Below are 14877 nucleotides of genomic sequence, written 5' to 3'. Positions count from 1 at the left end.
TGATTAAGGCTTAATGCAAAAAAAGAATTCAAAGCCTCAATATGAAAACTGTAATAGGTTTGGACCGAAAAATAAAGAAAACACTGCTTTATGGCAGCTAGTTAGTGAAAAATCCAAGGAAGATGTAAATGATTATCTCACTGTCTTTTTTTGATCTGTAGGGTGCTTATCTTTAAGAAGAACAACTTTCTGGCTGCACGTATAACGATACTATTCAATAGAAAGAGAACTTCCGTAATCCAGGGTTATCCCTTATTTTGGCATATTCGGAATGAAAGGTGCCTCTAAATTGCTGCCTTCAATTTTATTTGATTATGAATGGAGCGTTGAAAATGGAATTTAAAGTTTATGATCATGCTTATGATTTTGAGAGAAAGATAGAGTCGTTTTTATTGGAAAAGGAAGATGTATTCAGTCTTTTTTACGGTGTGCTGCAAGCGATTAAAGCTGGCAATTATAAGAATCCATTTATGGCGACAATTGAGGAAGAGGAAAATGTGCTCGCCTTTTTCCAAATGACACCCCCACATCCGTTAAATCTTATTTTTGTCGATGAAAACCGTTTAGAAGAAATAATAGATTTCTTCTTAATAAATATGGTCGAACTTGAAATTGACTTTCGCTCGATTATTAGTTTGAAAGAGTGGGCATATAAAGTCGCAGCAAAGTGGGAAATGAAAACCGGTAAGACGCATCAACTGCTTATGGATCAAGGATTGTATCGTTTGAACAAGGTGAATGAAACGCTTGAACATAGTCCTGGTTCTTGGCGTTATGCAAAAGAGATTGATTCTCCACTTATCGAGAAGTGGTACAACTTATTCGAACATGATGCCGGACTGCCAATTTCACCAGTCGAACAAGTGAAAAAACGTGTTGCACTATTTCTAAAAGAACAAGAGGTTTTTATTTGGGAGGATAAAGGAAAGATCGTATCGATGATGAAGAAGTCACGTCCTACAAAGAAAGGTGTAACTGTTGGCTTGGTTTTTACACCAAAGGAAGAACGCAAAAAAGGATATGCTCGGACGCTTGTTACGGCGGGATCAAGGGAACTACTTAAAGACTTCGACTTTTGCGTACTCTACACAGATTTGATGAACCCGACATCAAATAAGATCTATATGGAAATTGGCTATGAAAGGATTGCAGACTCTGTTCATCTCGGTTTTGATAAAGGTGAATAATTTTGCTTCAATAACGAATCAATAGTAAATCAGTTCTTCAATGATCATGGCGAGTGATTGAGGAACACGCCTATTCCTAAATATAAGTGTAAATAGGGATATTGGGGGTAAAAATGGCAAAGTTATTCGGATTGATTTTTTTATGGGGGATCCCAGCGCTATTAATATGGAGCGTTGTTTTAAGTATTATTCGTATAGTGAAAGAGCCTATATCAGGGCAATTCTTAGGGCGGACACTGATGTTTATTGGCTCCATTTATTTCTATACTGTGAGCTCGTTCGCTTCCTGGGTTGGTCTTATTTGTATCATTTTTGGAATCGCCGGTTTTACAGAAGATGCGATTTTTGGTCCAATCCTGTTCATATTATTCGGGGTATTTATGGTGTATCATTTTTTCCCGCGTTATACTATGCCGGAATGAAAGGAACAACAATTATTTTTCATTTTCAGCCAATAATAGTATAAAGGCAATCATAATAGTAACCTGATCTTTAACAAATGGGCGCAATTCTACAGCAAGAATTACGCTCTTTTTCTGTATAAGGGCCCAGATTGTAAAATCACAAGGTAAAAGATTAATGGTGCAAGTTAGTGCAAAACCTTTTCAGAGGAGTGAAGATGTGAAAGACAAAGAGCTAATAGCTGACTTTGAACAGGCAGAAGTAAATTTACTTGTAGAGCTGCGAATGGGAAATGGTTTCGATGAAAAGGCGTATGAAAAGTTAGTTAAGGCACTCACTGATTGTGCGGATGAATGGGCGAGTCGTACAAGTATACCGGGAGAGGCCTTCCATCCTTTAGTTGGTCTGTATGATGAACTGTACAACTTTTCATTAATATATGGGGATGAAGAATCCGTCCGTATTAGGAACGCAGCTGAAAATACGAAAAAGCTGATTCAAAGATGTATGAAAGAACAGGGGGAAGTAGACCCTGAAAAAGCCAGAGTGATTGCCAGGTTGAGTGAGAAAATCAACGAAAACGGCAATTTTTTTGAAAAGCTTTCAAATGGCAAAGGAATGGATGAACAACAATTTGAAAGAATCTATCATGAATTGTCCGATCGTATCGACGAAATTTATTCGTGGGAGGAAATCCCAAAGGCTTTAGTAAATATGTTAATGGATCTTAGTGAATTCGATTTATTTGTTGGTCAATATAAAAATGACTTCAAACAACAGGAAGAGGCCAATAAAATTTATGATGCGTATGAACGGATATTTCGTTTGATTTTTGGTTGAATTAGTGAGAGAGGAGACAGGCAATAAAATGATCTTTTTACACAATATTTTTTTTCATATTAAGGTAAATATAAGATTGTGAAAGTTCTAATCTTCAACTAATGGGATAGATTAGGGAATCTTTTTTAGGGAATGTTCCCCCTCTATCATCTTTTGACCGGGAAAGAGCTACTGTGAATGTATTATATTCATCTTTTTATTCATTAAAATTTCACCTAATCTTTCAAAATATCATAACATATATGATTTGCCTTAATCAGTAATAGCCTTTGCAAAATACTGAGTTCTTTCGTTATTTAAGGTATGATGTATAAATGGAACGGAATAAATATTTTATCCTTTTACATTAATTGTTTTTGTTTTAGAAGAAAGGAAATGATTTTTTGTTAAAAATTCTTCGTTATGTGTTTGCTGTAATCACTTTTTTATTGGCTTCTTATGGATTTTTTACGAAAGATTTTACGTTTGGAGAGTATATGATCTTTTTCATGAGCTTAACGATGCTCGTTATGGGAGTAGAGTCATTTAAGAAAGGAGAAAGAGGGATGGGCTCGTTTCTCATTGCTGTTTTTTTATTTTCATTATATGTATCTATCGAAGGATTTCTATTAGGCTAAAAGGAGCGGTTGCAGAATTATGCAATCGTTTTATTTTGGAAAGAAGTGGTTCCCAAGAAGATTTACACTGCTGTATTAGTGTCTTCCATGGCTTTTTCGTCTTTTTAAAAACGACGGAATAAATATCCTTTTTTGTCTAAATAATTGTATATTTTGATTAATAGCAAATAAATTGATAAGAGGTCACAGTATTTAAACATTCTCTTGACCACTTAAAAATAGCATGCTAACATAAATAGACAGACAGTCGGTCTGTTTATGAGGAGTTGAAATAATGAGAGTGATAAAAAAAGCCGAGGAGCGCAGGAACGAAATCCTTGATGCAGCTGATGAACTTTTTGCTCAGAAAGGCTTTGATGGCACAAGTACAAACGATATTCTCAATAAGGTTGGAATTGCACGTGGAACACTATATCATCACTTCAAGTCGAAGGAGGATATTATGGATGCACTGATTGAGCGATATACTGTCCTCCTTTTAGGTACGGCACAGGAAATTGCTGCTGACAAGAGCATACCTGTAAATGAACGTATTATCCGCGTTGTCATGTCACTGAATATAAGTAATGAAAACGGCAAGGAAATTATGGAGCATATTCATAAGCCTCAGAACGCACTTATGCATCAGAAAATACAAAAGGTTATTATCAATGGTGTTCCGCCGATACTAACGGAAATAATCCGCGAGGGGATTGATCAAGAACTATTCAATACCCCGTATCCATATGAATGCATGGAAATGATTGTGGCATATACGAATACTGTTTTTGACGATGATATCGTTCATTTGACGAATGAAGAACTTGCTTCACGTATAAAGGCATTTGTTTTTAATGTAGAGAGGTTGCTTGGTGTCGAAAGTGGCAGTCTTATGTATATGATGAAGATGTTTGACAGCGGGAATGGAGATAGTGATGAATAATTCGAAAGAAAAATTCTTCTACTGTCGAGTCAGCTTATTTCAACAAAAGGAAACAGACTTGGGAGGTAGTTAAAAAGCTTGAAAGGAGGGGTGACTTATGTATTACAAAATAATCCGTAATGATATTTCAAAAAGCAAACTGATAACGTTGACAACAACGATATTTATCGCCGCAGCAGCTATGCTTGTTACGCTCTCGGCGATCCTTGTTGTAAATCTTTCGGGAGCAATTGATTCACTTATGAAGCAGGCGAAAACTCCGCACTTTTTGCAGATGCATTCGGGGGATATTGATACTGTACGGCTTAAAGATTTCGCGGAAAAGAACAGCCATGTCGATGAATTTCAGGTACTTGAATTTCTCAATATTGATAGTGCAAAGATTGTTATTGACAGAAACTCGCTTGCAGACAATGTCCAGGACAACGGCTTCAGCACCCAGAGCGAGAAATTTGATTATCTCCTTGATCTTGACGGAAATATTATAAATGTTTCGGATGGGGAGATATATGTTCCAGTAGGTTATTTTAAGGATGGCACTGCAAAAGTCGGTGACAAGGTTGTGATTGACGAAAAGAAATTTACTGTTGCAGGTTTTCTCCGTGATTCGCAGATGAATTCGTTGCTTGCCTCGTCAAAGAGGTTCCTTGTGAGCGAAAATGATTATGCTGAAATTAAGGATTACGGAAGTACGGAATATCTGATTGAGTTCAGATTAAAGGATTTGTCTGAAATTGGCACATTCGAAGCTGCTTACACTTCCGCAGGACTTGAAGTAAACGGTCCAACAATTACATACCCACTTTTCAAAATGCTTAATGCCATTTCAGATGGGCTGATGATTGCAGTCATCCTTCTTGTAAGTGTGCTTGTCGTTGCAATCGCATTTATGTGCATACGTTTTACGCTCCTTGCGAAAATCGAGGATGACTACCGCGAAATAGGTGTTATGAAAGCAATCGGGCTACGTGTTTCCGACATAAAAAAGCTTTATCTTGCAAAATATACGGTAATTGCGGCAGTTGGTAGTACTCTCGGATTTGCACTCTCATTTTTGTTTAGAGGCATGCTACTTGAAAATATACGGCTTTATATGGGGGAAAGTGAAAATTCTTCTATCGCTATAATTTTCGGAATAATCGGTATGCTGCTTGTATTCCTTGCAATTATTGCTTATGTAAGCAAGGTGCTGAAACGCTTTCGAAAAATATCGGCTGCGGAAGCAATACGATTTGGCGCTTTACAGGAAAAATCCGCAGGCGCAAAACGTTTTTGCCTAAGCAGAAACAGGCTGCTTCACACGAATATTTTTCTAGGTGTAAAAGATGTTCTTGCAAGAAAAGGTCTTTACGCCACAATGCTTGCAGTGCTTGTGATTTCAACATTCATCATTATTGTCCCACAGAACTTATCCAACACGATTTCCTCCAAAAGCTTCATCACATATATGGGGATAGGCAACAGTGATATCCGCATTGACATTCAGCAGACAGACCATATTTCTAAAAAAGCAGCAGAAATTATAAGAACGTTGGAGCACGACAGCACTATATCTAAACATACTCTACTTACAACCAAATCATTTAAAGCAAAGACGGAGAACGGTTCGGAGGAAAGAATAAAAATTGAGCTTGGTGACCATTCGATATTCCCAGTAGAATATTCCAAAGGCAGAGCACCCGTCAAAGAAGACGAAATTGCCCTTTCAGCTATTAACGCTGATGAGCTGGGCAAGAAGGTCGGTGATGGTATGACTCTGGTGATTGACGGGAAGGAGAACAAACTCACGGTAAGCGGAATTTATTCAGACATTTCAAACGGCGGCAAAACCGCAAAGGCTGTTTTCCCTGACCATTCGGCGGATATTATGTGGTGCGTTATATACGCGAAGCTATCGGATAAATCTCTTGCCGCTGATAAGACTTCGGAATATGCCAACAAGTTCAATTTTGCAAAGATTTCGGGTATTGATGAATATATTACACAGACATTCGGCTCAACCATAAGTTCTGTCGATAAGGCCTCTACTGCTGCAATTATCATTGCACTGATTATTACGATCCTGATTACAATATTGTTTATGAAACTGCTTATCGCAAAGGACAGATATCCGATTGCTGTAATGAAAGCATTCGGTTTTACAAACTCAGATATTATGGCACAGTATATGTCGAGAGCCGTATTCGTTCTAATAATCGGTATTATTCTCGGAACGTTTCTAGCAAATACGCTCGGAGAGGTACTTGCAGGCGCAGTTATCTCATCGTTTGGAGCATCGTCGTTTCATTTTGCTGTCAATCCACTTACTGCGTATCTATTATCTCCATTGATGATGATAAGCTCGGTTTTAATCGCAACAATAATTGGCACATCGGGTGCGGGGAAAATAAAAATATCCGAACATATAAAGGAGTAGCCTATGAAGAAGATTATTATCTGTGAACATATAGAAAAATCCTTCGGAGAGGGGAATGAAAAACGAAATGTTCTTGACGGAGTGTCCGTTGAAATAAACGAGGGAGAATTCGTTTCAATTATGGGACCTTCTGGCTCAGGGAAATCGACACTTATGTATGCAGTGAGCGGGATGGACAGCATTGACAGCGGAAAGGTTTCGTTTGAAGGCAAGAACCTATCAACACTTAGAGAAAAGGAGCTTGCCGACATACGCAGAACAGAAATGGGTTTTGTTTTTCAGCAGCCGACTATGCTTAAAAACCTGAACATTCTTGATAACATCATTCTTCCTTCAATAAGGGATAACAGAAAAAGCGCTACAAAGATTACCGAAAAAGCTAGAGTGCTTATGGAAAAGGTTGGGATCGGAGAACTGGAAAAGCGTGATATTACCCAGGTATCGGGGGGACAGCTTCAGCGTGCAGGAATATGCCGCGCTCTTATTAGCAATCCAAAAATTATTTTCGGTGACGAGCCGACTGGGGCACTTAACTCAAAATCCGCACAGGAAATTATGGATATCATTTCAGAAATTAATACAGAAGGTACAGCAGTTATGCTAGTAACTCACGACGCAAAGATTGCCGCTAGGACTGAACGTATTCTGTTTATGTGCGACGGGAAAATCGTGAGTGAAATGCGGTTTAAGAAATACAATGGATCAGATATTGATGACAGGATGAAAAAAGTCACGGCAAAAATGCGGGAATTAGGAATATAAAATGAAGCATGAGAACCGTCCCCATGTATCCTATACAATTGGTCAAGTAGCTAAATTTCTAGGTGTTTCTAGAGATACCTTAAAGTTTTATGAAGAAAAGGAATTGGTAAAACCTAAGCAAGATATTGAGAATGGATATAGAAAATATAATCGTTTTGATATATATGATATAGCCACAGTAAATTTCTATAGAGAGATGGATATTGAAATAAAAAAAATCCAGGAGATAAGAAAAAGCAAGAGTGTAGAGGGAATAAAATCATTTTTAGAAGAAAAAGAACAAGAGGTCTTAGAAGAAATAGAATATAAAAAGCTGCTTTTAAAAAAGCTTCAGATCGTAAAAGAAGGCTGCGAAAAAATTAAACAATACTTAGGAAAATACACAATGAAAGAAATGGAGCCTTTAGAAATAAAAGGAGAAATAGGGCATGTCAATGCATTCGATGAATATGAAGCTCTTAAAGAGAACACGGACAGCTTGAAAAAAGCTGTTAATCTAACCTCTTTAAGAAGAGTCATAAGATTTAATGATCAAGGTGTTCTAGAAGATAAGTTTATTATTGTAAGAAAAGTAGAAGACGATCATAGAGAAATAGAACATGAAATTGTCTCTCATCAAAAATGTATGTATACCGTTATTGAAAATGGAAGATGGTCAACTGGTGGAAAAAGTATTGACGATCACGTGGAGGCTAGTTTAAGAAAAGCAGCAATAGAAAATGGGTATGCGCTTTTGGGGGTAGTTTATATCAATCTATTACTTACTACTTATGAAGATGGACTCGAACGTGTATTTTTAGAAATGTATGCACCTATAAAGTGAAACTTTAATCTGTCAGTAGGAGTCTTACTGCTTGTTAATGCGGGATAAAATAATGCAGACATATATTGACCTGTGAGTAACCCCTAGGTATAAGCTGAAGATATTCGTAAATATGAGTGTCATTATATTGACGAAATACTTAGTTTGAATTGGGGGCTTATACATGAATAAAGAAAAGAAACTAAATAAACCAGTAGCAAGCTTTATTCTGCTTACCAATATCATTTTTTGGCCGCTTTTTCTTCTTGTCGGAGCCACAAAAATGTTAGGATTTCCTGCATGGATCTTTGATATTATGCTCTGTCTATCTGCTTGGTCCTCAACCTTTGCTTTTGGAATGTTATTTAAAAGAATCTATCCTAGGCAGAGTTTTATACAATTTGTAAAAAATAAATTCAAGAATAAACTTAAATTTTCTGTGCTTCTCACGGCAAGCATGATTCAAGTCTTTATTTTTTTGCTGATTTTGTTTTTCGTATCTAATAATAGTGAAGTGGACTCTATTTTTACTCAATCTTCATGGGGAATGCTCATCTATTTCTTTTTCAAAACGCTACTGTCAGGGCCACTAGGAGAAGAACTAGGGTGGAGAGGATTTGCTCAAATGGAGCTTCAAAAAAAATATTCGCCATTACTAGCTGCGATAATCTTAGGATTTTGGTGGGGGATGTGGCATTTACCCATATGGTTTACTACAGGGTATACGGGCATTGATTTAATCAAATATATTCTATTCTTTATGATTACAATTCTATCCACTACAATCATCCTGGCCGCATTTTATAACTTAAATCAGAATTTAATCATCTCCATTGTCATCCACCATTTCTTTAATTTTTTTATTGGCATAATTAACGAAAACTTAGTCGATTTAATGATGTATAGCGCATTTTTATATTTAGCAGCAGCTGTTCTACTCATCGTTATAAATCCTAAGAAAGTATTGTATGGAAAGGGAGATACAAACTTTAATAATGGGAAGCATTCTAAGTAGATGCAAGGGGACGGTTCTCATGCTTCCAATAAAGCAGTAGAACTCACAGAAACATGAAAGAAGTGCCTGGCACCACCACTATACTATCCCCAGGATTGCTATAGATTGGATGCAAAAAAACAGTCAACCACTTGACTGTTTTTCTGTTTTCCTCCTAATTACTTAGGTAACTAGGAATTTCATTAAATAATAGTGGGTATGAAATAGGAGAATGCAACTATGTTTATTAGCTTCTTATATAATTTTCCTTCAAAATATTATAAAATTAGGAAATAAGATGTAGGGGATTTCCAAATTTGGCAATTGAACTACATTTACTGAAGACACCTATAAAGAAAACGAGAATGAAAGGTGCTTTTTAAAATGAGTAAAGAAAACAAGAAAAAAGAGCATAGTGGGTTAATAGATTCGGTTATCGGCTCGACAACGACTGATAATGTTGAACGGTATGGGAGAGCGGCATCTGAATACATCAAAGGGTATAATGGAGCGCTTGATGAAAATGGTGACGTTATTCGAAAGGGATTAAAGCAAGTTGCTGAATCCAAGGTCAATCCAGATTTTGAGTATCAGAATATTAAACAACAAGCTGGTTTTTCCGCAGAAATTCACTATGTCAACAAAACGAATGCGGAGAACATCATTAATAAAAGTGAAACGAGCGTTCATCGTTCGAACGATATTGGCAGAGGCAATGATCCCCAATTCGATATTTTATCCGTAGACGAGTCAGGGAACCCTTCATGGGGGGCGCAAATGAAGTTCTGCGGCAAGTTCAGCACTGCTGAAGAAATACAGCGAAGTTCAGAAAATCTAGTCGATAAAATGTCTGGGGATAAGTGGGAAAGGTATCGAGGGAATGATGTACTAGTACCAAAGGAACAATACGAGATTGCGAGGAATTATGCGAATGACAAGGCTGAGAGCTTGTTTGACCAAGCAGATCAATTAAGAAGTGAAGGCAAGTTTGATAAAGCGGAGCTGCTTGAGCAAAAGGCAGCAAACTACCAGCAAGTATCAGAGGATTTGAAAGACAGTGGAATAACTTCAAAAGAAGCGATTTTTCTAAGAGAACATCCTCAATTAGCGACAGCTAAGTATGTTATGGAAACAGCCCATCGCTCAGGACTAGAAAATGCGAAAAGTGCGGCAGTTCTTTCAGCAGTAATTTCTACCGCGCAAAATATTACTAGCGTCATGCGTGGTGAAAAAGAAGGAGTCGATGCGGCTAAAGCGGTCGCTAAGGATACAGCGAGCGGTGCGGTAACTGCATATGTAATGGGCGCAACAGATACGGCCATTAGAGGATTGATGTCGAGTAGTCAAAATAGTGTGTTTGTCAATTTATCAAAAACGAATATGCCTGCGATGATTGCGACGGCAACCGTCCAAGTGGGAAAATCATTAATCCGCTATGCGAAAGGTGAAATCAATACCATTGAATTGGTAGAGGAGTTAGGTGAAAAAGGAACGGGCATGATGGCAGCTAGCTTTGGTGCAGCGGTTGGGACGATGGTTTTTCCTGGTGTTGGAACAGTAGTTGGGGGCATGATTGGTTATTTGTCTAGCTCGACGATTTACAAGGCTTGCATGCAGACGCTTAAAGAGGAGCGGCTTTCGTATGAACGGAGAAATCGAATTCATGCGATTGCCAGTGCTGCGATGGAGTCTATGGACAAACAAGGAAAGGAACTATTGATCATAATTGATACATTTTATGCAGAACGATACCAGATTTTTTCCGAAAGTCTTTCGATGTTAGCGGATTCCAGTCATAACAACGATCTTGAATTATTTACAGAATCCTTAAGCAGGATTGCGGTCGAAATGGGTGGAGCATTGAAATTTAAGAATTTCGATGAATTCAACGGCTTTATGACGGATAAAAATGCCGTCTTCGATTTTTAACTTTAATAGGGAGGGATACATATGCCATTGCCATTAATACCTGCCATTGCTGCAGGAATCGCTGCCGTATCAGCAGCAGCCGGAGTTAAAAAAGGCTTTGAAGCAAAAAAAGATATGGATCGAGCAAAATCACTGAATCAAACATCACAGGATATTGCAAAAGAATCCGAAGAATTTATTGATATGGCAAGAGAAAAAACAAACGAGGCGATCACAGAGCTAGGGCAAGAAAAAATCCGAATCCTCTCAACATCTATCAACGAGTTTGTCCAAAGCTTTGAGAAAATCAAAAATATCAATCTGAAAAATAGTGAAGGCATTGATGAACTGAAAAATTTCAACCCGACAAGTGAAAGCTTTAAGCAATTGAAAGAAGCTTCATTTGAGGCAAAGAAAGTAGCCATCAACGGGTTAGCAGCCGTTGGATCAGGTGCTTTATTGGCATACGGAACGTACAGTGTCGTCATGAGCGGCCTCGGTGGGCTAATCGTCACAGCAACAACAGGTACAGCCCTCGGTACGCTATCTGGTGTAGCGGCAACGAATGCAACGCTAGCTTGGCTTGGCGGAGGGGCATTATCAGCAGGAGGCCTCGGAATGGCAGGCGGCATGGCTGTATTAGGAGGTTTAGTCGCTGGTCCCGCTCTTGCAATTGGCGGCGCTATTTTCGCCAGTCAAGCGAAGACTGCACTCAATGACGCCTATGGAAATTATGACAAGGCGAAAGTGTTTAAAAAACAAGCAAGAAATATCGGCATTGCATTGAAAGGCATTTTCACACGTGCCAATCAATTAACAGAGCTGCTGCAAAAACTCGATGTTTTCTTTGTCTATCAGGTGAAGCTTTTAGAAGAGATTATCGAATCCAAAGGCGTTAATTGGGAGAGCTATTCTAAGAGCGAGCAACAAGAGATATACAAGTGCGTACAATTAGCTCAAGCAATCAAAGTCATTCTTGATACATCCCTCCTCAAGCAAGAAGGAGAATTGGATGAAATGTCCGAGCAAGTACTTGAAAATGGCAATCAGTACTTAACGGGACTGATGCAAGCGTAACGATGTTTCATTGCGATGGTTGTGGATTATGCTGCAAAGCCGTTGGTTTAACAGAAACCTATCGACATTTAGACCGGGGTGACGGGATATGCACCCACCTGGATACAAACACAAATAAGTGCACCATTTACGAACGTCGCCCAAAAATCTGTCGAGTAGATGAACTATATGAATCAATTTTTCAGGAGCATATGTCCTTAGATGAATATTATGCAATGAATGATAACGCATGCAATACATTAAAGAGAATGGAGAGACAAAAGATGAGCGGGATCAAGTCAGCACTAGAGGAGAAATTCGAAGAGATTTTTGAATACAAACCGTGGCTAGAGGACGCAAGTTGGGTCAGAAACGCGGTTGATTATATTTGTCAAGGAAAGGGGAAGAAAGAGGACGTAATTGCCATTATCGATACAAGCATATCCAATAAGGGAAAATCAGGGCTTGTCCTAACCACAGATTCCGTCTGTGTAAAGGAATCATCCAACTTCACAACGAAGTTTATAGCAAGATATGAAGATATTGACTATACATATATCAATGAAGATCGCTTTCTCGGTGTCGATATAACGGCACTAGAGCTGAATATGAAATACGGAACACAATACAAAATCAGCCTTGATCAAATAAGCAAACGAAGACTAATGGAATTTCTGGACTATGCTTCTTCGCTTTATGAGGAAGAGGATGAGTTGGTGTGGTGAGGGGAATTTAAAGTGGGTGCCTGAAGAATGGCATACAACGTCCGAAAACAAGCAAAGATACGATAGAAATCGTATCTACTGTTGACTGGCTATTATTAAAAGGAGTGAAGCATCCCATTTGCTTCACTCCTTTTTCATTAACCCAATCATTTTAGAACTTATCTCTTACGAAAACAAATGGTAAAATAAATTATATTTGCAAAAATAATATTCAAATTAGGTGGGCTTGAAATGGAAGAATTAATACAAAAGATAAGAGAGTTTAGAGATGAACGGGGATGGGGGCCTTATAAAGAAAAGGATTTGGCCATTTCTGTCTCTTTAGAAGCGAACGAACTATTAGAAAACTTCCAATGGAGAACGAGTGAAGAAGCGATTGCTGAATCCAAACAGAATATTAAAGAAGAGATGGCAGACGTATTTATTTATCTACTTCTGCTAGCGGATCAAATGAATATCGATTTGGAAGAGGAAGCATTTAAGAAAATGGAGAAAAATGCGGTAAAGTATCCGGTGAATAAAGAGAAATAATGGGGTATTCCTATCGTACGGAAGAGAACATTAGGTAGAATTTTAAAAAATTACAAGCCAATTAGGAGGGGACTTCCCCACTGCAGTTGGTAAAAGAGTATTCCTAATGGCTTTTAGAAAAAAATAATGTGAGAATGTAAATAAAAATGAAAGTGGGTACAGCTTTGACAATCATTCAAACTATCATAGATTTCATCCTACATATTGATGAGCATCTAGTTGAAATTATTCAAAACTTTGGCGGTTGGTCATACGGAATTTTATTTTTAATCGTTTTTGTGGAAACGGGAATTGTGATTTTCCCTTTCTTGCCAGGCGATTCTTTATTATTTGCTAGTGGTGCGCTAGCTGCAATGGGCGCATTTAACATTGTATTCCTTCTCATTATCTTCTTTATCGCAGCGGTCATTGGCGATACGGTAAATTATCATATCGGCAAGAAAGTGGGAACAACCATCTCCAATCAAAGCTTTATGGGAAAATTGATTAACCAAGATAAAATGCAGAAGGCTGAAGATTTCTTTAATAAGCACGGAGGAAAAACAATTGTCATCGCTCGCTTTATGCCATTTATTCGCACATTTATTCCTTTCGTTGCAGGGGCAAGCCGCATGAACTACCGTTATTTTCTCATTTATAATGTAACAGGCGCCGCTTTATGGGTGGGCATCTGTACGATTTTAGGCTATTTCTTTGGCAATATCCCAATTATCAAAGACAACTTTTCAACGGTGCTCTTAGCCATTATTTTTGTATCGGTGTTGCCAGCTATTATTGGGGTGATACGAGGACAGTTGAAGGAAAGACGGTAGTTCTAAGATATGGGGTTATAAAATGATGGAAAACGGGCTTGAGAGGGAATTTATATGAAAGTAAATCGCTTGTAAGACGTCAAAATACTATGCCATTCGGTGGTAGAGGTTTAGCCAATATGTAAAATGAAGAGCAATTAATCAGGATGGAAAAACCAATTCTCTAATTGAGAGTTGGTTTTTTTATGAGAAGATGACTATGAGGATAGTAATGGTAAAATAGAATTATCCGGTGAGAAAAGAGTAGATAAGGAGTGGGCTGTTGTGAATTTGGAAGAGGAAGTATTTAAGAAGATAGAGAAGAATGAGGTGAAGTATCCGGTGGGGAGAGGAATGTATGTTTGTATTATCTGGTAATCTAGTAAAATAGGTGCTAAAATTATTGATAGCAACTTCATAAGCATTGATGAGCGGTTAGCCACTTCCCGATAGGAGGGAGGTGGAAAAATGACGACATACGAAGCAATGTCTATAGCACTTTATTCAAACTTAGTTTTAATAGGTGTTGTAACTATCTTTATTATGTTAAGTCAAAACAAAAAGAAGTAACCGCTCTCCTTGCCCTAGGTTGACGTGGTTACTTCTTTTTCAATCATTTACTTAGGCTGCCGCTCACTTTGCGGCATGTTGTTGCGTTGATCAGGTGTTCTAAGCACCTGATCTTTTTATTTATATCTTTATTATAGGGAATTTATACGTAGATTTCAATGGGGATGATGCTGTTAAAGGATACCCACCATTTTTTTTAAGATCGTGAATTGTCTTCATAGTTTTAGAATGAAAGTTATTTGATATCATAAATTTTTATTTAGGAATATTCATTCGAATTTAGAACCAAAAAAAATAAAATAAATATCAATAAAAATCGGCTTTACTATTATGATGGAGGCAATTTTTTTATTG

Annotated in this window: 14 protein-coding genes and 1 pseudogene; all 15 read left to right on the top strand. The window is 37.8% G+C overall.

Annotated elements, in window-relative coordinates; genetic code table 11:
- Nucleotides 1-332: 332 nt before the first annotated feature.
- The 15 genes and pseudogenes from J2Z40_RS17320 to J2Z40_RS17255 all read left to right on the top strand — a co-directional run bounded on the left by J2Z40_RS17320 (nucleotide 333) and on the right by J2Z40_RS17255 (nucleotide 13974).
- Nucleotides 333-1187 (top strand): GNAT family N-acetyltransferase, encoded by an 855-nt coding sequence (locus J2Z40_RS17320; RefSeq protein WP_066392173.1) that lies wholly within the window; start codon nucleotides 333-335, stop codon nucleotides 1185-1187.
- Nucleotides 1188-1300: 113 nt separating this feature from the next.
- Entirely contained in the window at nucleotides 1301-1609 is a 309-nt protein-coding gene (locus J2Z40_RS17315) for a hypothetical protein (RefSeq protein WP_066392174.1), read from the top strand.
- 199 nt (nucleotides 1610-1808) lie between these two features.
- Nucleotides 1809-2429, top strand: coding sequence for a hypothetical protein (locus J2Z40_RS17310; RefSeq protein WP_157087798.1), 621 nt, complete (start codon nucleotides 1809-1811; stop codon nucleotides 2427-2429).
- A gap of 383 nt (nucleotides 2430-2812) precedes the next feature.
- Nucleotides 2813-3046 (top strand): DUF3953 domain-containing protein, encoded by a 234-nt coding sequence (locus tag J2Z40_RS17305; RefSeq protein WP_066392183.1) that lies wholly within the window; start codon nucleotides 2813-2815, stop codon nucleotides 3044-3046.
- Nucleotides 3047-3320: 274 nt separating this feature from the next.
- Complete coding sequence (locus J2Z40_RS17300; RefSeq protein ID WP_066392184.1) at nucleotides 3321-3968, top strand: TetR/AcrR family transcriptional regulator; 648 nt, start codon at nucleotides 3321-3323, stop codon at nucleotides 3966-3968.
- 97 nt (nucleotides 3969-4065) lie between these two features.
- Entirely contained in the window at nucleotides 4066-6384 is a 2319-nt protein-coding gene (locus J2Z40_RS17295) for an ABC transporter permease (RefSeq protein ID WP_066392187.1), read from the top strand.
- 3 nt (nucleotides 6385-6387) lie between these two features.
- Nucleotides 6388-7146, top strand: a complete 759-nt coding sequence (locus J2Z40_RS17290) for an ABC transporter ATP-binding protein (RefSeq protein WP_066392189.1) — start codon at nucleotides 6388-6390, stop codon at nucleotides 7144-7146.
- Between the two features lies 1 nt (nucleotide 7147).
- Nucleotides 7148-7969 (top strand): MerR family transcriptional regulator, encoded by an 822-nt coding sequence (locus tag J2Z40_RS17285; RefSeq protein ID WP_066392191.1) that lies wholly within the window; start codon nucleotides 7148-7150, stop codon nucleotides 7967-7969.
- A gap of 163 nt (nucleotides 7970-8132) precedes the next feature.
- Nucleotides 8133-8963, top strand: a complete 831-nt coding sequence (locus tag J2Z40_RS17280; RefSeq protein WP_066392193.1) for a CPBP family intramembrane glutamic endopeptidase — start codon at nucleotides 8133-8135, stop codon at nucleotides 8961-8963.
- A gap of 363 nt (nucleotides 8964-9326) precedes the next feature.
- The gene (locus J2Z40_RS17275; protein WP_066392203.1) at nucleotides 9327-10871 is read left to right on the top strand and encodes a hypothetical protein; all 1545 of its coding nucleotides are present in this window, start codon (nucleotides 9327-9329) and stop codon (nucleotides 10869-10871) included.
- 21 nt (nucleotides 10872-10892) lie between these two features.
- Nucleotides 10893-11927: a hypothetical protein gene (locus J2Z40_RS17270; protein WP_066392205.1), complete on the top strand. Its 1035-nt coding sequence runs from the start codon at nucleotides 10893-10895 to the stop codon at nucleotides 11925-11927.
- Between the two features lie 2 nt (nucleotides 11928-11929).
- A pseudogene (locus J2Z40_RS20190) lies at nucleotides 11930-12115 on the top strand (YkgJ family cysteine cluster protein); the annotation flags it as partial.
- Between the two features lie 3 nt (nucleotides 12116-12118).
- Nucleotides 12119-12631, top strand: coding sequence for a hypothetical protein (locus J2Z40_RS17265; protein ID WP_245350151.1), 513 nt, complete (start codon nucleotides 12119-12121; stop codon nucleotides 12629-12631).
- Between the two features lie 231 nt (nucleotides 12632-12862).
- Entirely contained in the window at nucleotides 12863-13162 is a 300-nt protein-coding gene (locus J2Z40_RS17260; protein WP_066392209.1) for a nucleotide pyrophosphohydrolase, read from the top strand.
- A gap of 164 nt (nucleotides 13163-13326) precedes the next feature.
- Nucleotides 13327-13974, top strand: a complete 648-nt coding sequence (locus tag J2Z40_RS17255) for a DedA family protein (protein ID WP_245350150.1) — start codon at nucleotides 13327-13329, stop codon at nucleotides 13972-13974.
- Nucleotides 13975-14877 lie beyond the last annotated feature (903 nt).

The sequence above is a fragment of the Cytobacillus eiseniae genome, assembly GCF_017874625.1.
GTDB lineage: Bacteria > Bacillota > Bacilli > Bacillales > Cytobacillaceae > Cytobacillus > Cytobacillus eiseniae.
This window is presented reverse-complemented; position numbering and strand designations above follow the sequence as displayed.

What these genes read in the sequence shown, in the direction of transcription:
- J2Z40_RS17275 (WP_066392203.1), top strand. Translation starts at nt 9,327, where the DNA reads ATGAGTAAAGAAAACAAGAAAAAAGAGCATAGTGGGTTAATAGATTCG.
- J2Z40_RS17280 (WP_066392193.1), top strand. Translation starts at nt 8,133, where the DNA reads ATGAATAAAGAAAAGAAACTAAATAAACCAGTAGCAAGCTTTATTCTG.
- J2Z40_RS17300 (WP_066392184.1), top strand. Translation starts at nt 3,321, where the DNA reads ATGAGAGTGATAAAAAAAGCCGAGGAGCGCAGGAACGAAATCCTTGAT.
- J2Z40_RS17260 (WP_066392209.1), top strand. Translation starts at nt 12,863, where the DNA reads ATGGAAGAATTAATACAAAAGATAAGAGAGTTTAGAGATGAACGGGGA.
- J2Z40_RS17270 (WP_066392205.1), top strand. Translation starts at nt 10,893, where the DNA reads ATGCCATTGCCATTAATACCTGCCATTGCTGCAGGAATCGCTGCCGTA.
- J2Z40_RS17320 (WP_066392173.1), top strand. Translation starts at nt 333, where the DNA reads ATGGAATTTAAAGTTTATGATCATGCTTATGATTTTGAGAGAAAGATA.
- J2Z40_RS17315 (WP_066392174.1), top strand. Translation starts at nt 1,301, where the DNA reads ATGGCAAAGTTATTCGGATTGATTTTTTTATGGGGGATCCCAGCGCTA.
- J2Z40_RS17265 (WP_245350151.1), top strand. Translation starts at nt 12,119, where the DNA reads ATGTCCTTAGATGAATATTATGCAATGAATGATAACGCATGCAATACA.
- J2Z40_RS17295 (WP_066392187.1), top strand. Translation starts at nt 4,066, where the DNA reads ATGTATTACAAAATAATCCGTAATGATATTTCAAAAAGCAAACTGATA.
- J2Z40_RS17285 (WP_066392191.1), top strand. Translation starts at nt 7,148, where the DNA reads ATGAAGCATGAGAACCGTCCCCATGTATCCTATACAATTGGTCAAGTA.
- J2Z40_RS17290 (WP_066392189.1), top strand. Translation starts at nt 6,388, where the DNA reads ATGAAGAAGATTATTATCTGTGAACATATAGAAAAATCCTTCGGAGAG.